This is a genomic window from Polynucleobacter necessarius, assembly GCF_900096755.1.
Classification (GTDB): domain Bacteria; phylum Pseudomonadota; class Gammaproteobacteria; order Burkholderiales; family Burkholderiaceae; genus Polynucleobacter; species Polynucleobacter necessarius_K.
Genome location: NZ_LT615227.1, coordinates 1,663,360 through 1,683,162, shown reverse-complemented (window position 1 = coordinate 1,683,162; position 19,803 = coordinate 1,663,360). Strand labels below are relative to the sequence as shown.

Below are 19,803 nucleotides of genomic sequence, written 5' to 3'. Positions count from 1 at the left end.
TTTCTGAATAGATATATATAAGATTGGACAGGTGTTAAAAGTTCTAACACCTTGCGTTAAGGTTTTCATTGCTTTTGATGCGGTCAAGGATATTCATGACGCGGTCCCAGAAAATCTGGCCGGAGTCTTCGTGAAACCTGTCAGGGCTTCGGATTATCTTTGCATCACTGGCTAGTTTGAATCCACCAAGCAAAATGGCACTTGCGTCTTCCATGCAGCCCTGGGCTACCAAAACTGCCTCATCAATTTGGTCTTCAGGCGCCTCGATTAACAATGCATCATGCACGGGTGCGCAAATATTGATACCTTTTTCATGCATCAATACGCATGCGAGTCTTAGCATTTCTGCTGCGTTGGCTGCGAGGGTTAAGATTTGGTTGAACATTTAGTTGCCAACCAAACAAAGTAGTTGCTTGGTTAAATGCAACTGTCGCGTTATAAAGATTGTCTGACCAGTCCCAGAACGTCCTGTAGACCCTTTTGTGCATATCTAAGAGCTGTTTTGCCCGTAATTCTGGAGGTTCCTAGCCTGCCTGCTAAAGACTCTGCTCCCATGCCATATTGGGTTGCTAGGACGCATTGTTTGTATTGGTTGCGTTCGTTTGGGTGGCTGTGTTTAGTTGCATTTTGTGGAACCGCTCCAGCTTGTTTGGCGAAAGCAAGATATGGATCTCCGGATAAGTAAGCTGCAAGCATATTTTTGTCTTGCGACAAGGCGGCTGCAATACCAAATTCCTGTTGCGACCAATCAATATATGCAATAGCCATGCCTGGACTTGGTTGGATCAAACCTCTTAGCCATTTTGATAAGCCAAAAACAAACTTAGTTGTTGATGGTTGGTTACGCCCAGTGATCGATGAAAATTGTGACAACATGCAACGGTTCCGCCCGTCACTACCCACATATAAATCATTCAATCTCAACTTTGCCAAACAGTCTCGCAAATTACGTAATGGCAGCAGGCTAGGGTGCGCCCTAGACATATCCTTAAAGGTGTCTTCGTCAAGTTTAAGTTTCCCTGTTGCGGTCCTGGGCCATGGAATATTTGCTAGCTCAAGATACTTCTCAAACAAGTCACTTTTAAACACGCCATCCTGGTAGACGCCATAATTTGCATCAACCTCTAAAATAAGGTCACATTTAATTTTGTCCTAGAAATGGCACAGATCGGCATAAGTCTCAGTGTCAATAGGTGTGCCAGTGGGTTTCCATTGTGGCTACGGTAATGTTGTACCGCCCTCTAAGTAGTGCACGTGGCTGGTCAATTTCCGGCAACATTGCCTTTAAAAGAGGTAACAGGGCATCCACGTCAGACTGACAATAGTCCAATAATGATGACCGTTCAAAATGGTTGTATGGCGCACCTCTAAGCGCGAGGGCGCGCATATCTTCTTTATGCTCTGGTGCAATTGAATCTATCCCAAAAAACTTCATAGCACCTAGCAGTGAGCGACCACCTGGTAAATATGAAAATCCGTTTGTCCTATTTCGAAATTCAGCGTGTAGAGATCCAAAACATTCTCAGGCATAGGCCACCCTAAGGCCGCGAAGCACGACATTTCAGCGCTAGCAAAATAGGCAACAATAACCACCGTTTTATCAACCAGAAAAGGTGGCGTCCTTAGTTGATAAAGTTCCTCTTGGAAGATGCGGTGGTATTTTCCCGTCCCGATTTCATGGGCCACCATACAAATTACCTCTGGCGGATTGCCTTCCTGGCCCCCGAGGGGGCGGAATTCAAAGTCAAGTGTGATGCAATCACTCGGTAAAAAGTTTTGGAGAATCATTAAATTCTCCCTTGAATTTGACGAATATATGGATGGTCGGGTGAGTCAATAATGCGGCCAGAAAATGCATCATTGATCAATTCCTCCATTGACTGGTTTGGCCATTTGGGGTCGCCAAGATCGTTGCTTGATTTGGTAATTTCATACTGACCAGCCTTCATGTTTGCCTCAACCCGCACCCAATTATTTTCGGCTTGATCGATTGCATCTTTATATGAGGATTGCCAAAGATTTCTTCTTCCTGATAGATCAATATCAGGCTCGCCAATTAACTTCGGAATGCCTGAATTATCAACAGCTAGTCTTATTGTCTTTGCAGTTGCAAGACTGCCTAGGTGACCAGCCATATTAGGGGCGGCTAAATACGTTTCACCATTTTCTTTATCATCAACTAGCAAGCATCGGAATTTATATTCGACATCAGGATGGACCCTGCAAAGCCTGTGCTTATTCAATTTTCCGTATGTAGGCTTAAGCGGCTGTGTAATCCCGCCTGTAGCGCTGTAGGTGTCAGGCAACCTAAGACTACTTAAGAAGTGAAGAAGTGTTTTTTGTAATTGTTGCTTCAGATTCACTAGGCGGATTAATAGCTTCTTGTTGCTTCATGGTTTGCCCGCTCATACCGCCTCCTTATGAGATTTGGTAAATTGGCTTTCAATCCAATCATCTACATCAGACTCTCTCCACACGCAGATGCCACCGATACGTGTAGGGGGTATGAATTCGCCAGTTGCTATTTTTAGCCAATGTGGTTTTTTTTGACACTTCAGCCATGCGTAACAGCTGTATAAAATTGCCCATTTGAGCGCTCCTAAAGTTAACTCCAATTAAATCCAACCATGTCTGGCTGGGCTTAATTGGAGTTTGTTCTTTAGGGTGGTACTAATCCATTCACCACTTATGACGCAAAATAATTATTTGGGATTTGGTGTGAGTCCAGTTTTCTCAGTGAAAAACTCTCTAAGTCTAGATTTTGACCAGCCCAGATTATCTTCTCTTGTAATTTCCTTGTGGATCTCAAGCTCTTCATCTGCGAGATCTTTGGCCTCGCCTACAACTCGCACTTCTTGTTTATAGTCCGGCTCTGGCTTACCGAGATGCACATCACGTTGAAAAATTTCAAAATCATCCCAGATAAGCGGATTCGGGTATTTTCTTTTCTTTAAATTATTTAGCGTCTTTGCGAGATACTCATTATCTGCAGTGAAGTTCTTATTTCGTTCTTCCTGGCGGTTGTCGTTAGCCTTATTTTTTCTGTACTCATCGCCATCCAAGATGTGCTCAAACTGATCTAGCGCTCGATTGGATACTCCAGCGTAGCCGCGCTCAATTTCTAACTCTAATTCAGAGTGAGTGGGCGAGGCGCTCTACTAATTCTTCTTTGCTTAGGTTGTTAAAGTGCTTTGCAAGATCTGATGCTTTACCGTCAAATTCCTCCGGCCTCAGAAGATTTCCAAATTTATCCATCTCAGATTGGTTGAGCATTGATGCGACCAAAAGCCCCTGCAGACGTTCTTTTTGTAATTCTTGGCGTAGTGAGGGCTTTTTTCGTGTGGCGCTTTCGGCATCTAACTGATCAATTTTTGACTGAATAATTTTATTAGCACGCTTTGCGGCCTCCAAATTTGCTGGAATACGTATGCTTTTCATGATGCTCTCCTAGGCGACTTTAAGTTCAACGACGTTATTTGCCGCTGTGCTTGTGCAATATGTCTCCCAGTCTAAGAGTAGGGCACGTCTTTTTTCAAGTAAATCTTTACGGCGGTATGCGGCCTCTACCTTATTGCGGATCGCATGAGCTAAGGCCATTTCGATAACCTCGGACGCGTGGCTTGTTTCTTCAGCTGCCCAGTCACGAAAGGTGGAGCGAAAACCATGGACCGTAGCATCTAGTTTTAAGCGTCTCATAATCATCGTCATTGCCATACCAGAGAGAGGTTTGCCCTTGCGTGAGAATAGATATTTGCTGTCAGGATCCATGGCAGACGCAATCTTTAATATCTCAAGGGATCTTGAGCATAGCGGGACTCTATGCTCTTTTTTGGCCTTCATGCGTTTACCTGGGATTGTCCAAATTTCACCATCAACCTCCGACCGCAGGCCACCAAAGACCTCCCCGGAGCGCGACGCATTCAAAATTGTAAACTCCAAGGCTAGAGAGCCCACAGTACAGAGATCTTGAAGTTGCAGGAGTAGGGCTGGGATCTTTCTGTAAGAGAGCGCTTTGAAATGCTTGGTCTTGGTTATCTTTTTAGGCGCTGGGAGGATGGTCTGCAAATGGCCTCGCCAGGTAGCCGGATTTGAGCCTTCCCTTAGGCGCAAAGTGGTGGCTACTGCCAATATCCACTCCAGTCGCCCCCTTAATCGCGAGGCAGTTTCCGTCCTGCTGGCCCAGATTGGCGAAAGGATGGACAAAATGTGCTCCATATTTACTTGATCTACTGGCAAGTCTCCAATAACCGGGAATGCGAATTCTTCAAGCGTATACAAGCCATTGCTTGGCGTGTTTAGGGTTTGTGACTACTCCAATTTCTTTTTATCAAGGCACTCTAGAGAGAATTCTCGAAAGGTTTTGCAGCCTCGCGCTTGAATTGCAAAAGCTGCTGCTTTTGCCGTTTTGCGTTGGGTTAGGGGGTTGGATCCTCGGTCAAATTCATCTCGAGCGCTTTGAGCCTTTATTCGTGCTTCCGATATTGAAACCTTCGGGTAGGCTCCCAGGCTGATATTGTGCTGCTTGCCATTGTTAGCAAATCTGAAGATCCAGTATTTCTTTAAATTTGGCTTAACCCATATATGAAGCCCTTTTACTAAGGCGTCAGTGTATCTACCCTGGACTTTTAAATTCTCTACATACTTGAATGTTAAGTTAGTGGCCATTGAATTCTCCATAAGTTGGTTACCAAAGGTAGTTACCAAACTTCGCTCTTATAACGAGTTGGACTACCCTGGATTCAAATCTACGGATATGGATAAGGGATAAGTCTTGGGAATTCACCACTTATGACACACGAACTTTTTTCATGTGGGTTCAAGCACAATTAAACGACCAGATCGCTCAAGCTCAAGCAGTTGAAAACGCAAAACACTTGGCACAAGTTGCTGTTGAAAGCGCGCAAGAGTTGGCAGAAATCAACCAAGCTGCTGCACAAGATGCAAGCACACAATTGTTGGCAATCAAGGATCCACAGCAATTAACTAAATTGGCTCAGCCTGAAGTTGCTCAAGAAGCTGCTAAGTACGCTGCTGCTTACCAAGCTAAAGTGAACAAAGTTGTTCGCAATGGCAATAAAGAAGTTGCTCAAGTTATCGATGCTTCAATCGACGACGCACGTGACGACTTAGTTAAGTTCGTTAAAGAAGCTACTAAAACAGCTCCTGCTGGTTCTGAGGCATTTGTATCTGCATTCAAAACTGCATTCGAATCTTCACTCCAACAGTTCGACCAAGTTCGTGCAACTGCAACTGACGCATTTGCTAACTTTGAGAAGAGTGTTGACGCTGCAATGGCAAACATTCAAGGTCAATACGCTGTTGCTAAGCCAGCTGCTAAGACACGTAAAGCTGCTTAATTCGTTTTAACCGCTTTATTGAAAACCGCCTACGGGCGGTTTTTTCTTTTGGGAAACTGGTTTTACCTTAATATCTAAATCGTGCCTCATAAGAACGGGCAGTTGAGGGTAGCAACTTCACAATGACATTAGGAGACAACAATGATTTTTGCAATTTTGTTAATGGATAAGCCGGGCACCGCAGACCCGCGCGTTCAGGTGCGCCCTGAGCATCGCGCCTATTTGGCGAAGTTGGCAGATCGTATGGCATTTGCTGGACCCGTTGACTTCTGAGGACGGCAAGACAACCGTCGGTAGCCTTCTGGCAATGGATTTTCCCAGTAGGGCAGACCTAGATGCTTGGTTGAAGGATGAGCCTTTCACAAAAGCTGGCGTGTATGAGAAGCCAGTGATTCATGTCTTTAATAATATGTGGGCGCAAAAGGTGGGATTTCCACCGGCTCCCTAACCCTAAGCCGACGGCTTATAAAACAAGCTCTTTGATTCCTTAATGGCGGTAGATGATTTCTCTGAATAACACTCGAGTAAAAAAATGGGGCCTGCGATTAGTGGGCGCGGTAATGGTTATGCTGGCTCTTTTTTGGGCGGGTAGCCACGCATTTGTCCCTGGGCTGATTAAGAAATCGGTTGCTGAGTATGGCGACAAGCTAGGTTATGACATTGCTTATCAAGGCTTAAGCCTCTCCCCATTGCGCTTACATATAGAGCTCGATGGTTTTCATATTGCTAAAGGCGGCAGCGCAAAGCTGTTGGAGTTTAAGAAGCTAGCGATCACCCTAAAGTGGACCAAGTTACTAGTGGGCGAAGTGGGCTTTGATGAGATCTTGCTAGATGAGCCAAAGATCTTGGTTGAGAAGCGCGCGGCAACAAGACAGCAGAGCAAGCAAGCAGCCCAATGGAATTGGCAAGAGTTTATTCATGCGGTAGAAAAAAACCTTCCGCCAAAAGATCCTCAGACAGAGAAAAAGCCCATCAAGATTTCGGTAGATGAGTTTTTGGTAAAGGCGGGATCTCTGAGTTTGATAGATGATTCTTCAAAGTTAAAGGAGGATCTCAAACCGTTTTCTATCAAGTTGCTCGATGTAGCAAACTATGACCAAAATGGCGTGGTTTCCGGTGTACGAGGGCAGTATGACTTCAATCTGGGCTCCTTGCAATTACTCATCCCTGGCATGAACAAGACGATCGCCTTTAATAAGGTGGTAATTGGTGGCGGGCTAGATAATCCAAGCCCCAATCGTCTGGGGCTTCAGCTGGACCTCCAGTTAGATGGTGGCGATATTCGCTCTCACTGGGATTTGAACACTGCATCGAAAGCCCTAGAGGGTAAGGTCAAGATTGTCAATATCTCCACAGCGCCATTGATTGCCTTGTTGCCAGCGAATAAAGAATTAGTTGGTAACAGCGGAGTGTTGAATGCAGATCTTGCAGTCAAGTTGGGCGGAGAAGCCGAGGTAATTTCTGGTGATGCGCAGTTAACTAATTTATCTGTCATCGAGAAGGGTGAAAAAACACCTCTGATTACTTGGGATAACGCGGATATTCGTCAGCTTGAATATAAGAGCAGTAAAAATTCCGGCATTAAGTCGACTGCACTCGCAATTGATGAAGTGATCTTGGATCATCCGAATTTGCGTTTTGAAATTAATGATCAGGGTTTATCGAATTTCCGCCGCTTATTCTCAAAACCACAGGTAACAAAAACGGCTGAGGTGAATTCAGAAAGCCCTCAGGCAGAGCCTGCAAAGGTTCCCGCTACGCAAGTAAGCAAAGATACATTTAATTTGGACATTCATACGGTCAACCTCAAAAATGGCGAGGTCTACTTCACGGATTTGGCGATGCGACCAAACTTTAAAGTCGACATTAAAAAGTTCAATGCCACATTCTTGGGTGCCAGCAACGTACCTGGACGCTTTACTTCTATTGCGATGGATGGTGTAGTGGCGGGCTCCGGAAGTATGCGCGCAAAAGGTCAAGCCTCTTTCGATGACCCACGTCGTAATCACGATATCTTGATGAGCTTTCGGAATTTACCGCTTACTACCTTTAATCCTGCTGTGATGACTTATGCGGGCCATCAAATCACTGGCGGCAATCTCAATCTGAACTTGAACTACCGCGCAAAAGATGGCCAATTAAACGGTAGCAATCAAATCATCATTAAGCGGGTGCAGTTAGGTGATGAGGTCGTAGACTTCCAGGGTAAAAAATTACCACTGGGATTAGCGATTGCATTATTAGAGGATTCGGATGACACGATCGATGTCACGATTCGCATTGCAGGCAATGTCGACTCCCCAGAATTTAGCGCCAGCGGATTGGTATGGCAGGCCATTAGTAATGTGCTTACCAATGTGGCTGCTGCACCGTTTAGGGCCTTAGTAGCTGTATTGGGCATGGGCGGTGAAGAGGGCGTAAATGCAGTTCCAGGCGCGGTAGTCTATTTGCCAGTTGACCAAGAGCGTCTTGAAAAGTTTGGTGAGTACTTATCTAAGCGTACGAATTCCAGTTTAGAAATTTTTGGCACTTATGATCCTGTGCAAGACAAGCAAGCGCTTGCGAGAGCAAAAGCAGACACTGCCATTCTGAAAGATGCTGGGTTTAAGTTATCACTGGGAGAGCCTGTGCCAGTACCAAGCTTGACTGATCCACGCATTCAGTCTGGATTAAAAACGGCATACGCTCAATATATCGGCCGCATCAAGTTAGGGCAGCGCTTGTTAACGCTTCCAGAAGGCGAGGCTCGTAACGAGCAATTGCATAACGAATTAATCGCTGGGATAGTTATAAGCGATGCCGAGTTAAAAGAATTGGCGACCAATCGCGCTAAGTTAGCTTATGAGCTGATGTTGAAGGCAAATCCCGCTCTCAAAGAGCGTATTCAAGTTGGTGATGTGAAGACGGCAGAGGCTGGAAAAGAGGGGATTCCTCTCGATGTTGAGGTCAGAATCAAGTAGACTTGAGCCTATGAATTCAACAAAATTACGCCTCCTCTTAGCTGCAACGGCTCTTGCTACGCTAACCCTTTCTGGCTGTGGCTCTATTGAGTCTGCAGCGCAAGACGCTTGCACCTCAATCGGATGGCAAATCGGCAGTCCTGGCTACAACGACTGCTACAAGGCGCGAGTGTACGAACGTAAGCTCGACTACTCCTTACCTCCTGGCCTGGCGACAAGCCGTCCCCATCACTCCTCTAAACTAGGGTAAACCCTGGTTTTATTCCCTTGAGCGCCGTCAAGGACTTGAGGGGGGAAATACACCAAAATCAGTATTGAAATCGCCTTACGGCGATGAGGTAAGTCGTTGACTCGCCTTGAAAAAGTATTAGAAAAAGAACAATTAGAGACTAAAGACTATGAATCACCCAAAGCCTTCTGGAGAAATCAAGGCAGTGGCTGTTGCCACCGCAGATGATTTGAGGGAAACCATTCGACGCAAGAGCAAGTTAAAAGGTCGTCAAGTAGATGACGCTTCTCTTGCAGAGGTGCGTCAATTAATTGGTGATGCACCGCATCGTCGTGGTTTGTTAATTGAAAATTTACATAAGCTCAATGATGAATATCGTGCATTGCATGATCGTCATTTAGTTGCATTAGCAAAAGAAATGAATCTGCCAATGGCAGAAATGTATGAAGTTGCTACTTTCTATCACCACTTTGAAGTGGTGCGCGGTAATGATCCTGTAGCTGATATCACTGTGCGTGTATGTGATGGCATCGCATGTGAATTAGCCGGTGCACAAAACTTACTCGCGAAGTTACCAGCCATTCTCGGTAATCCGAATGTCAAAGTGATTGCTGCCCCATGCGTAGGCCGTTGTGAACAAGCGCCTGTGGCCGTGGTACATCAGTACCCAGTGCTCTTTGCTACCACTGATAAGGTGCAAGCAGCCGTTAAGAACAAGCTGACCACTCAGCCTATGGCAAAAGACAATGCCAGCTTTGAACCAGCGGTATTGGCAGAGAAGGGTGTTTCACCACAGGGTGGGAATCAAGCGCTTTCTCCTGACTATGTTGGTTATGAATCCTATCGTGCACAGGGTGGTTATGCCTTGGCAAAAGAAATTCATGAAGGTAAGAAAGATGCTGAGAGCATTATCAAAGCCATGGAAAATTCTGGCTTGCGTGGTTTAGGTGGCGCAGGATTTCCGGCGGGTCGTAAATGGCGTATTGTGAAAGATCAAGCGGCTCCTAAGCTCATGGCTGTCAATATTGACGAAGGTGAGCCAGGCACATTTAAAGACCGTACTTATCTTGAGCGCGATCCACATCGCTTCTTAGAAGGTTTGTTAATTGCAGCCAATGTAGTAGGTATTGATGCTTGCTACATCTACTTGCGTGATGAATATCACGGTTGCCGTGAGTTGCTAGAAAAAGAACTGGCCAAAATTGGTCGCCCAACTTTAGAGTACAACTTTGAGACCCTTTATTGGGTGCGCGATATTGTGCAGCGTGGACCAGAGTGGTTTAGTTCGTTCGGTCGCCATGATCGTAAAGGACTGCGTAGCTTTAGCGTCAGCGGACGTGTGAAACAGCCTGGCGTGAAATTGGCTCCGGCTGGCATCACCATACAAGAATTGATTGATGAATATTGTGGCGGCATGCAAGATGGTCACAAGTTCTACGGCTATCTACCTGGTGGCGCATCAGGCGGTATCTTGCCAGCCACTATGAATAGCATTCCTCTCGACTTCGATACCTTGCAGCCCTATGGTTGCTTTATTGGATCTGCTGCCGTGATGGTGTTTAGTGACAAAGATAAAGCGCGCGATATGGCATTAAACGTCATGCACTTCTTTGAGCATGAGAGTTGTGGCCAGTGCACACCATGTCGTGTTGGAACCGGTAAAGCCGCGCAATTAATGCAAGCCAAATCTTGGGATCAAGAGACTTTGGAGGATTTAGCTACCGTGATGGTAGATGCTTCTATCTGTGGTCTTGGTCAAGCAGCACCAAACCCAATTCGTTGTATTCATAAATATTTCCCGCAGGAAGTGGCATAAGAGGCCTATATAAAAAGGGAAGAACGAGACAAATATGAACGCACCAACTAATCCAAAAGAACTTGAACTCCAAACCGTAGAGTTCAAGCTGCTAGACGGCAAAACGATTGTTTCCTATGAAGGAGAAACAATTCTGAAGGCTGCTAAACGTCACGGTATTGATATTCCGCATCTCTGCTTTAAAGACGGCTATCGCCCAGACGGTAATTGCCGCGCATGCGTAGTTGAAATTAATGGTGAGCGTACATTAGCTCCGAGTTGCTGCAGAAGCGCTACTCCAGGCATGGATGTGAAGGCCAATAGCGAGCGTGCATTAAAGAGTCAAAAGCTTGTGCTCGAGATGTTGCTGCCCGATATGCCAGACCAAGGCTTTAAATGGGTTGGCGATAGCAAAGAAGAAGAGCAAAAAAATCAACATGGCGAGCTGAGCACTTGGGCAGCGCGTATGGACGTTAGTGTTCGTCCAGAACTCAAGGCCTTGCGCCGTGAAAAAGTTGCTAGCGATATCTCCCATCCGGCGATGGCAGTAAATCTGGATGCCTGTATTCAATGTAATCGTTGTGTACGCGCTTGCCGTGAAGAGCAGGTCAATGATGTGATCGGCTACGCAATGCGCGGCGCCCACAGCGAAATCGTTTTTGACCTGAATGACCCAATGGGTGACAGTACTTGCGTAGCTTGTGGCGAATGTGTACAAGCATGCCCAACCGGCGCATTGATGCCTAAGGGATTGATTGGTTCCCAAACAGTTGATCGCAAGGTTGATTCAGTTTGTCCATTCTGCGGTGTAGGTTGTCAGATCACCTATAACGTCAAAGATGAAAAAATTGTTAGCGTTGAAGGTCGTGATGGCCCAGCCAACCACAATCGTCTTTGTGTAAAGGTAAAGGGTCGCTTTGGTATGGATTGCATCCATAACCCACAGCGCTTAACGAAACCACTCATTCGCAAACCAGGAGTACCTAAAGACGAGTCTTTATTAGAAAAAGATCAGGACTGGTCAGAGATCTTCCGTGAAGCAACTTGGGAAGAGGCGCTCGATTTTGCTGGTGGCGGCCTCAAGAAACTCAAAGATCAACATGGCCTTAAGGTCTTGGCAGGTTTTGGTTCTGCAAAAGGCAGTAACGAAGAAGCGTATTTATTCCAAAAACTGGTTCGTACTGGATTTGGTAGCAATAACGTTGACCATTGCACCCGTCTTTGCCATGCATCCTCAGTAGCAGCGTTATTGGAGGGCGTAGGCTCTGGTGCAGTAAGTAATCAAGTGAATGACGTTGAGCATTCGAGCTTAATTATGTTGATTGGTTCTAATCCAACGGCTAACCACCCCGTGGCAGCCACCTGGTTTAAGAATGCCGCTAAACGCGGAGCCAAGATCGTACTTTGCGATCCTCGTAAAACAGACATTAGTAAGCATGCTTGGCGCACGATGCAGTTCAAGCCAGATACTGACGTGGCAATGCTGAACGCCATGATCTACACGATCATTGAAGAAGGTTTGGCTGATAAAGACTTCATTCAAAATCGTGTGCGCAATTTTGAAGCTTTAAAAGAAAATATCAAAGGCTATAGCCCTGAAGCAATGGCACCAATCTGCGGTATTCCGTCAGAGACCTTGCGTGAAGTGGCTAGAGAGTTTGCAACCACCAAGTCAGCGATGATTTTGTGGGGCATGGGTGTCAGCCAACACGTACATGGTACTGACAATGCGCGTTGCTTAATTGCCTTGGTCAGTATTACAGGCCAAATCGGTAAGCCTGGTTCAGGCTTGCATCCATTGCGCGGTCAAAACAACGTGCAGGGTGCTAGTGATGCCGGATTGATTCCGATGATGTTCCCGAACTACCAGCGTGTTGATAATCCAGAAGCCCACGCATGGTTTGAAAAGTTCTGGGATACACCGTTAGACAAAAAGCCTGGCTACACCGTGGTTGAGATCATGCATAAGATCACTGCGCCCGATAGTGATCCCGATAAGATTTGCGGCATGTATGTCGAGGGTGAAAATCCTGCGATGAGTGACCCTGATTTGAATCATGCACGTCATGCGCTTGCATCTTTAGAGCACTTGGTTGTGCAAGATATCTTTATGACTGAATGACTGAAACCGCATTGCTCGCAGACGTTGTATTACCAGCAAGCGCATGGCCTGAGAAGGTTGGTACGGCAAGCAATACAGACCGCATGGTCCAAATGGGTAAGAGGGCAATTAATCCCCCGGGCGATGCGAAGCCAGATCTTTGGATCATTCAGGAGATCACCAAGCGTATGGGCCTGAATTGGAATTACCAAGGCCCTGATGCTGGTGTGGCGCAGGTATATGACGAAATGCGTCAAGCCATGCATGCTGCCATCAATGGCATTACTTGGGAGCGCTTAGAAAAAGAATCTAGCGTGACCTATCCATGTCTGTCGCTCGAAGATCCAGGTCGTCCGATCGTATTTGATGAAAAATTTGCAACTACTGATGGAAAAGTGAAACTAGTTCCTGCTGACATCATTCCGGCAAATGAGCGTCCCGATACTGAGTACCCATTTGTGTTGATTACAGGTCGTCAGCTAGAGCATTGGCATACCGGCAGTATGACGCGCCGTGCGACTGTGCTTGACGCGATTAAACCAATGGCAACCGTCTCTATGAATGGTGAAGATATGACCCACAGTTAGGTGTTTCTGCTGGTGATGTCATTACTGTGCAATCTCGTCGCGGCGAAGTTGGTATCCACGTGAGAAGGGATGACGGCACGCCACGAGGAGTTATTCCGTTTGCATACTTCGAGGCCGCAGCTAACTTAATCACGAATCCAGCACTAGATCCATTTGGCAAGATCCCTGAATTTAAGTACTGTGCGGTCAAGCTAGCAAAGGGTGGTCATGCATCCAAGTACATGGGTTACGGCACCAATGATCCCAAGATGAATAAGGCGGCTATTACCTCCTAGTTATCGGATGACTTAAGTAAAATTTAGGCAAAAAGGCTCCTTACCAGGGGCCTTTTTGCATTTACCCCGACAATTCAATTGCCCTTTAGAATGAACCCTCTATGGCCAGTTCCAAACCATCTCCATCCCAAGCTCAAGCTGAGCTACCAGTCCTTATTATTGGGGCGGGTCTTGCTGGCTTAACCGTAGCTCTGCATATGGCCCGACACACAGCCAGTGATCTTGATGGCCAAACGCGGTTTAGGTGAAGCGGCTACAGCATGGGCTCAAGGTGGCATCGTTGGCGTAGTCGATAAAGAGCATGACAGCATTGACTCACACGTTGCTGATACTTTAGATGCCGGTGCAGGCCTCGTCGTGGAATCAACCGCGCGTTACATCGCTGAAGAAAGTGCTGATGCTATTCGTTGGCTAGTAGAGCAGGGCGTCCCTTTTACCGAAGATAAGTCTGGACCGATGGGTTTGCATTTAACTCGCGAAGGCGGACATAGTCATCGTCGTATTGCACACGCTGCTGATGCAACCGGTAAAGCCATTCATGAAGCCTTGCTAGATAAAGCAAGAGCGCATAAAAATATTCAGATTCTGGAGTACTGGATTGCTCTGGATCTCATTACGAATCGTCAGTTAGATGCCAAAACACAGCGCACTAAACCAAATCGTTGTTATGGTGTGTATGCCTTAGACATCAAAAACAACCGTGTCGAAACTATTCAGGCGAAGTCCGTAGTATTGGCTACTGGCGGCGTTGGTAAGGTTTATCGCTACACAAGTAACCCTGATACCGCTACAGGCGACGGCATTGCCATGGCGTGGCGCGCAGGCTGTCGTGTAGGCAATATGGAATTTATTCAGTTTCATCCAACTTGCCTGTACCACCCCAGTGATCGTACTTTCCTGATTACTGAGGCAATGCGAGGTGAAGGTGGATTATTAAAGTTGCCTAATGGCACACGCTTTATGCCTGACCACGATGATCGTAATGAGCTAGCGCCACGCGATATCGTTGCCCGTGCCATCGACTTTGAAATGAAGAAGCATGGCCTAGATTACGTACATCTAGATGCAACCCATTTAGGCGAAGCATTTATCAAAGAACATTTCCCGATGATCTACGCACGCTGCTTAAGTCTGGGATTGGATATTACTAAGGAGCCAATTCCGGTCGTTCCAGCTGCTCACTACACCTGTGGTGGCGTCGTAACTGACCTAAAGGGTAGAACCGATTTACCAGGTTTATACGCAGTAGGCGAGGCAACTTATACCGGCCTGCATGGTGCTAACCGATTGGCAAGCAACTCGCTTCTAGAGTGTGTCGTGATTGGTAAAGCCGCGGCAGAGGATATCTCATCATTAAAAACTCCAGTAATGCCAAATCTGCCTTTGTGGGATGAGAGTCAGGTTGAAGATGCGGATGAGCAGGTGGTGATTGTGCATAACTGGGATGAATTACGCTCGTTGATGTGGAACTATGTAGGCATTGTGAGAACCAATCGCCGCTTAGAACGCGCGCTACACAGAATCAAGTTGCTCAGATATGAAGTGCAAGAGTATTACGCTAACTTTAAGGTCACCCGAGATCTAATCGAGCTACGCAATCTGCTTGAATGTGCCGAGTTAATCGCACGCTTCGTACTCATGCGAAGAGAGAGCCGGGGTCTGCATTACAGCCGCGATTACCCTGGAACTTGGGCCGTTTCTTACCCAACTATTTTGACGCCTCAAGCAGAAGGTGTCGAAAGCACCAAAGAAACTTAAGTATTACCCCAGGATTCTCATTGAAAAATCCACTGCATTGACATCCTTGGTTAACTTACCCAGTGAGATGCGATCAACGCCGGTAGCAGCAATAGCGCGCATTTGATCCAGGTTGATGCCTCCGGAAGCTTCTAGTAATGCACGTCCGCCGGTTAGAGCAACCGCTTTTTTCATTTGATCGGTATTGAAGTTATCGATCAAGATGCTTTTAGCGCCAGCAGCCAAGGCTTCTTCTAGTTCAGCAAAGTTTTCTACTTCAATCTGAATATCCACCCCAGCATTGAGTGCTTGTGCATTCTTGAGTGCTGCTGTGACACTGCCTGCTGCTGCAATGTGATTTTCTTTAATTAAGATGCCGTGCCACAAAGCCAGGCGTTGGTTTTGACCACTGCCAACACGCACTGCGTATTTCTGGGCCTGACGTAACCCTGGAATAGTCTTGCGGGTATCAAGAACGGCGCAACCTTTGGGATTAGGGCTGGCACCGGCAATGGCATCCACATGCTGGCGGTCCATGAGAGTGTTTGCAAAAAGTTAATGCAAGTACGCTCTGCAGAGAGTAGGGCTTGAGAGTCTGCTTCAATATCGCAAACCTTGGTATCAGGCTTCATGAGGTCGCCTTCAATGTAGTTCGAGCTCACTTTTGCATTAGGGTCTAATTTTTTCAGCGTACCTTCAAACCAATCCACACCACACAAAACGGCTTCTTGGCGAACGATGAGTTGCGCCTTCACAGATTTGCTGGGCACGAGCTTTGCAGTCCAGTCACCAGTACCAATATCTTCCATGAGGGCATCATGAATATTGCGTTGGCGAGCTTGCTCTAGTGATTCGTTGTATTCAAACATGAAGATCAGTCACAAAAAAGAATTAAAAAACTAAGCGGCGCCAATATTTTTCACAAAGCCATGCTGGGCTTTAGCCAAAAGATCGGGATGGTTTTTAGTGAAGTCGAGCATGCGCTCAATGCAACCCAAGGCTTCCACGCGAATCGGCTCGTCAATCAAGATTTCGCCAGAAGCATTTTCTAAACAATCCAAGATTCCTTGCAAGCCATTCATGGCCATCCAAGGGCAGTGCGCACAGCTTTTGCAGGTTGCGCTATTGCCGGCGGTAGGGGCTTCAATCAATTTCTTATTGGGTGCTAATTGGCGCATGCGATGCAAGATGCCGTTATCAGTAGCCACAATATATTCAGTGGCGCTACCTTCGACAACCGCTTTAATCATGGCGGAAGTAGAGCCGACCACATCAGCGAGATCTACTACGGCCTGCGGAGATTCTGGGCGAACCAAAATCATGGCATTAGGGTGTGCTGCCTTGAGCATTTCGAGTTCGACAGCTTTAAATTCATCATGAACGATGCAGGCACCATTCCATAGCAACATATCTGCGCCAGTTTGCCCCTGAATGTATCTGCCTAAGTGGCGATCGGGTGCCCACAGTATTTGTTTACCCTCAACTTTAAGTTGATGAACGATTGCCAAAGCGCAAGAGCTTGTAACCATCCAGTCGGCCTGTGCTTTGACTGCGGCGCTAGCGTTGGCATAGACCACAACCACACGATCAGGATGTGCCGCACGAAATTTGGCAAAGTCAGCAGCGTCGCAGCCTAAATCTAAAGAACAAGTGGCGTCTAAATCTGGCATGAAGACGCGCTTCTCAGGGCTAAGGATCTTGGCAGATTCGCCCATAAAGCGAACACCAGCAACAATTAAATTCTTGGCAGGATGATTTTTGCCAAAGCGAGCCATTTCTAATGAGTCGGCAACATAGCCACCAGTCTCTAGCGCTAAATCTTGAATATCACCATCCACGTAGTAGTGGGCAACCAAAGCCGCATCTTTTTCAACTAATAACTGTTTGATGCGAGCAATCACAGCGGCTTTTTCAGGGGCGGCAAGGTGGGGCGGAACTTTAGCCCAAGCTTGGGCGGTGCAAGTTACCCCGGCAGCATCTTGCTGTGGGTAGTCAAAGGCAATCGGGGTGCTGACAGTTGAATTCATAAGAAATCTTAAACGAGAGAGGCTATTTTCACCTGAAACTCCCTAACTCTGAACTATTCAGCATTAGCTCTCAGGCTAATCTCTCAGGCTAATGATGGGAGCCACCCTAATTCGTAATATAATTTATGCATTATTTATCAAGCAAGCGCTTAGCTTGATTTAACGCAATGTAGCTTTTTACTGGACCATTCATTTTGAAACACGGCACACCATTCACGCAATTTCATAAATCCTTATTCGCTCTAGCGGCAATAGGTGTTTTTTCAACTGCCCAGGTAGACGCAGGTGCGTTGCAGCAGGGCTTGGAGCAACAGCTTCCTTTGCCTTCACCGCTAGCATTGCTAGAGCCCGGCAAGGCAGCCCCTATTCAGCCTACGCAACCCAAAGAAGGTGAGTTGCGCTTCACAGTGAAGTCATTTGCCATTGAAGGCGTCAAGATTCTTCCAGAGGCAGAAGTGCAGTTAGCCATTCGCTCATGGGTTGGAGTGCCTGTTAGTTTTGATGATTTACAAAGAGCGTGTGATGCGATTCAGAATTTATATCGCAGCAAGGGCTACACAGTCCAAGCTATTTTGCCTCCGCAAAAAATCGCTGATGGCGTTGTGAAGATTTTAGTTACCGAAGCCAAGCTAGGAAAAGTTGTTGTTGAAAATCCACAAGGACCAACACGTTTTAGCAAAGAGCGCGCTGCCGAGTACATTACTTACGCCAACCCTCAGGGCGATCCACTCAATATGGACAATCTTGAGCGCGCTATTGTGATTCTGAATGAAACTCCAGGTGTTATGGTTTCTAGTCAGTTAGAGCCAGGCGATAAGGATGGCGAAACGAATGTACGCGTTCAGTTAACGCAGCCAAACTTAGTGCAGGGCAGAGTAGAGGCAAATAACTACGGAAGCCGTACTACTGGTGCCAACCAAGGTGTATTTGCCCTGAACTTAAATGGTCCCTTGGGAATCGGTGACTCCGCTTCAGTCAATGGCATCTTCTCTGAAGGTTCACAGTACGTGCAAGGCGCAATCTCGGTGCCAGGCTCTGAGAATGGCTTAAGACTGGGTTTGGCCGGCACTTATTTGCAATATAAGAACGTCAGCAACTACGCCTCAACCGGTGGTGCTGGCGATGCATGGACAACCGGCCTAAGCGCTGCGTATCCCTTGATTCGTAGTCAGGGCGCCAACTTAAACGGCTCATTAAACTATGACGTAAAGAGCTACAACAATAGAAACACGATTTCTAATTCAACGATTATTAGTGCTTACAACATCAACAACGTTTCAGCGGGTATGTCTGGAAACTTTGTGGATGGCTTTGGTTATGGTGCGGTCAATAGCGGATCGGTTACTGCGGTATTGGGCCACCTAGATATCTTGGGTACCAGCATTTCAAACTACAGCATGTATCCAGTGCCAGACTCCAATCCTGTGGTGTATCAGTTGATTACGCCATCAAACTTTAGCAAACTCACCTTTTCTGGTAATCGCAATCAACAGTTGGTTGAGGATGGCTCAACAACCCTATACACAGCGTTGTCAGGCCAATTCGCTTCAACCAACTTGAACTCAGCTGAGCAGTTTTACCTTGGTGGCCCATGTGGTGTGCGTGCCTACCCAGTAGCGCAATCAGGCGGCTCACAAGGCGGACTCTTCACTGTAGAAGTGCGTCACGAGTTACAGCCTAAATTGAACATATCCGCCTTCTTTGACGCCGGTGTAGTGCAGCAGTACAAATTTATGTACCCAGGCTGGCAAGGTCAGACAAACGCCAACAATACCTACTCACTCATGGGTGGAGGTTTGGGTGTGAAGTGGGATTACGAGGGTTGGAACCTCGGAGCTATGGTTGCCTGGAAGATCGGCCAAAACCCGTTATATAACTTCTACGGCCAACCTGTGAATACCGACGGTACCACGACTCAGCCAAGAGGCTGGATTACTGGCAGCTACAACTTCTAAAAGAAGTGATATCAAAAGACCAAAGGCTTAGTTGCCTTTGGCAATAAATTGAATAGAAGGCATGTGTTCGTCGTAGTAGCGAGTTAACTCTACGATCGTATTGAGCCCTAATTTGTTCTTCAGGCTAGCGCGATGCATCTTCACAGTGCGCAAGGTAATGCCTAGCATTTCTGATACTTCTGCTTGACGATGTCCTTTACCAAGCAAGGCAAGAACTTCTGCTTCGCGTTGGCTAATCGGAATCTGAATCAATGATTTTTCTTGAACGACAGACTCTTGGACGCTAGCAATCTGCTCGGCTTTGGCAAAGAGCTTTTCTAATAATTGATCAACCTGTGCGCCTGTAAACGGCTTAAGCAGGAAATCAATAGCGCCACCACGCCAAGCATCAATCACATCGCTTTGCTGAGCATTGCCACTCATAAAGATGATGGGGCACTGCACATTCATCATTTTGAGGTTGGACTGCAGTTCAACCTCAGTCATGCCTGGCATCTGAAAATCCAACAAAATGCAGGTGGGCAGACCATCCTCAAATTCAAAGTCATTTAAGGCATCTAAAAAAGCTTCTGCTGATTCAAAGCCCGAGACTTCGTGTTCCTGCGACAGCCAATCCGTTAAGCCTTGGCGGACTGCCAATTCGTCTTCAACAATAATGATTCTAGAATTTTTCATGAATCAGTAGTTTATTCGCTGATGGCTTTAGCCAAAGGGATCTGAATCTCAAATACGGCGCCGCTTGATCCATTGACCGCTGTAATGCTGCCATGGTGGCGTTCC

18 protein-coding genes and 3 pseudogenes are annotated in these 19,803 nt (G+C 46.6%); 9 read left to right on the top strand and 12 right to left on the bottom strand.

Annotated features, from left to right (window positions below; all coding sequences use genetic code 11):
- Nucleotides 1–43: 43 nt before the first annotated feature.
- The 9 genes from DXE27_RS09385 to DXE27_RS09365 all read right to left on the bottom strand — a co-directional run bounded on the left by DXE27_RS09385 (nucleotide 44) and on the right by DXE27_RS09365 (nucleotide 4,665).
- Complete coding sequence (locus tag DXE27_RS09385; RefSeq protein ID WP_197712386.1) at nucleotides 44–385, bottom strand: DNA polymerase family A protein; 342 nt, start codon at nucleotides 383–385, stop codon at nucleotides 44–46.
- A 50-nt stretch (nucleotides 386–435) separates the two neighbouring features.
- Complete coding sequence (locus DXE27_RS09380) at nucleotides 436–1,089, bottom strand: DNA polymerase (protein ID WP_331852070.1); 654 nt, start codon at nucleotides 1,087–1,089, stop codon at nucleotides 436–438.
- A 97-nt stretch (nucleotides 1,090–1,186) separates the two neighbouring features.
- Entirely contained in the window at nucleotides 1,187–1,435 is a 249-nt protein-coding gene (locus tag DXE27_RS09375; RefSeq protein WP_197712384.1) for a hypothetical protein, read from the bottom strand.
- Nucleotides 1,436–1,440: 5 nt separating this feature from the next.
- Nucleotides 1,441–1,788, bottom strand: a complete 348-nt coding sequence (locus DXE27_RS09370) for a hypothetical protein (protein WP_197712383.1) — start codon at nucleotides 1,786–1,788, stop codon at nucleotides 1,441–1,443.
- Nucleotides 1,788–2,186 (bottom strand): hypothetical protein, encoded by a 399-nt coding sequence (locus DXE27_RS08735; RefSeq protein ID WP_172457137.1) that lies wholly within the window; start codon nucleotides 2,184–2,186, stop codon nucleotides 1,788–1,790. The genes DXE27_RS09370 and DXE27_RS08735 overlap by 1 nt, the downstream gene beginning before the upstream one ends.
- A gap of 516 nt (nucleotides 2,187–2,702) precedes the next feature.
- Nucleotides 2,703–3,062: a hypothetical protein gene (locus tag DXE27_RS08730; protein WP_128113649.1), complete on the bottom strand. Its 360-nt coding sequence runs from the start codon at nucleotides 3,060–3,062 to the stop codon at nucleotides 2,703–2,705.
- Between the two features lie 70 nt (nucleotides 3,063–3,132).
- The gene (locus DXE27_RS08725; protein ID WP_128113648.1) at nucleotides 3,133–3,438 is read right to left on the bottom strand and encodes a hypothetical protein; all 306 of its coding nucleotides are present in this window, start codon (nucleotides 3,436–3,438) and stop codon (nucleotides 3,133–3,135) included.
- A 9-nt stretch (nucleotides 3,439–3,447) separates the two neighbouring features.
- Nucleotides 3,448–4,278, bottom strand: coding sequence for a tyrosine-type recombinase/integrase (locus tag DXE27_RS08720; protein ID WP_197712382.1), 831 nt, complete (start codon nucleotides 4,276–4,278; stop codon nucleotides 3,448–3,450).
- A 30-nt stretch (nucleotides 4,279–4,308) separates the two neighbouring features.
- On the bottom strand, nucleotides 4,309–4,665 hold the full coding sequence (locus DXE27_RS09365; RefSeq protein WP_197712381.1) for an Arm DNA-binding domain-containing protein: 357 nt from the start codon (nucleotides 4,663–4,665) through the stop codon (nucleotides 4,309–4,311).
- A gap of 143 nt (nucleotides 4,666–4,808) precedes the next feature.
- Here DXE27_RS09365 and DXE27_RS08715 point away from each other — a divergent pair, with 143 nt between their 5' ends.
- The 8 genes and pseudogenes from DXE27_RS08715 to nadB all read left to right on the top strand — a co-directional run bounded on the left by DXE27_RS08715 (nucleotide 4,809) and on the right by nadB (nucleotide 15,062).
- Nucleotides 4,809–5,357, top strand: coding sequence for a phasin family protein (locus DXE27_RS08715; protein WP_128113647.1), 549 nt, complete (start codon nucleotides 4,809–4,811; stop codon nucleotides 5,355–5,357).
- Between the two features lie 141 nt (nucleotides 5,358–5,498).
- Nucleotides 5,499–5,630 carry a YciI family protein gene (locus DXE27_RS10320; protein ID WP_331852069.1) on the top strand — a complete coding sequence of 44 codons (132 nt, stop codon included), beginning with the start codon at nucleotides 5,499–5,501 and terminating at the stop codon, nucleotides 5,628–5,630.
- Between the two features lie 34 nt (nucleotides 5,631–5,664).
- Nucleotides 5,665–5,805 (top strand): YciI family protein, encoded by a 141-nt coding sequence (locus DXE27_RS10315; RefSeq protein ID WP_331852080.1) that lies wholly within the window; start codon nucleotides 5,665–5,667, stop codon nucleotides 5,803–5,805.
- 52 nt (nucleotides 5,806–5,857) lie between these two features.
- Nucleotides 5,858–8,317, top strand: a complete 2,460-nt coding sequence (locus DXE27_RS08705) for a DUF748 domain-containing protein (RefSeq protein WP_128113646.1) — start codon at nucleotides 5,858–5,860, stop codon at nucleotides 8,315–8,317.
- Nucleotides 8,318–8,327: 10 nt separating this feature from the next.
- Complete coding sequence (locus DXE27_RS08700) at nucleotides 8,328–8,567, top strand: hypothetical protein (protein WP_128113645.1); 240 nt, start codon at nucleotides 8,328–8,330, stop codon at nucleotides 8,565–8,567.
- 148 nt (nucleotides 8,568–8,715) lie between these two features.
- Entirely contained in the window at nucleotides 8,716–10,362 is a 1,647-nt protein-coding gene (locus tag DXE27_RS08695) for an NADH-ubiquinone oxidoreductase-F iron-sulfur binding region domain-containing protein (RefSeq protein ID WP_172457136.1), read from the top strand.
- Between the two features lie 34 nt (nucleotides 10,363–10,396).
- Nucleotides 10,397–13,304: pseudogene (gene fdhF, locus DXE27_RS08690) on the top strand (formate dehydrogenase subunit alpha).
- A gap of 101 nt (nucleotides 13,305–13,405) precedes the next feature.
- A pseudogene (gene nadB, locus DXE27_RS08685) lies at nucleotides 13,406–15,062 on the top strand (L-aspartate oxidase).
- Nucleotides 15,063–15,065: 3 nt separating this feature from the next.
- Here the strand turns inward: nadB and nadC are convergent.
- Nucleotides 15,066–15,910, bottom strand: a pseudogene (gene nadC, locus DXE27_RS08680) (carboxylating nicotinate-nucleotide diphosphorylase).
- A 30-nt stretch (nucleotides 15,911–15,940) separates the two neighbouring features.
- Nucleotides 15,941–17,068: a quinolinate synthase NadA gene (nadA, locus tag DXE27_RS08675; protein WP_128113644.1), complete on the bottom strand. Its 1,128-nt coding sequence runs from the start codon at nucleotides 17,066–17,068 to the stop codon at nucleotides 15,941–15,943.
- 194 nt (nucleotides 17,069–17,262) lie between these two features.
- Between nadA and DXE27_RS08670 the strand changes: the two genes are divergently transcribed.
- Nucleotides 17,263–19,023, top strand: a complete 1,761-nt coding sequence (locus tag DXE27_RS08670; protein WP_172457135.1) for a ShlB/FhaC/HecB family hemolysin secretion/activation protein — start codon at nucleotides 17,263–17,265, stop codon at nucleotides 19,021–19,023.
- A 27-nt stretch (nucleotides 19,024–19,050) separates the two neighbouring features.
- Here the strand turns inward: DXE27_RS08670 and DXE27_RS08665 are convergent, their stop codons facing one another.
- Nucleotides 19,051–19,698: a response regulator transcription factor gene (locus DXE27_RS08665; protein ID WP_128113642.1), complete on the bottom strand. Its 648-nt coding sequence runs from the start codon at nucleotides 19,696–19,698 to the stop codon at nucleotides 19,051–19,053.
- Nucleotides 19,699–19,803: the final 105 nt, after the last annotated feature.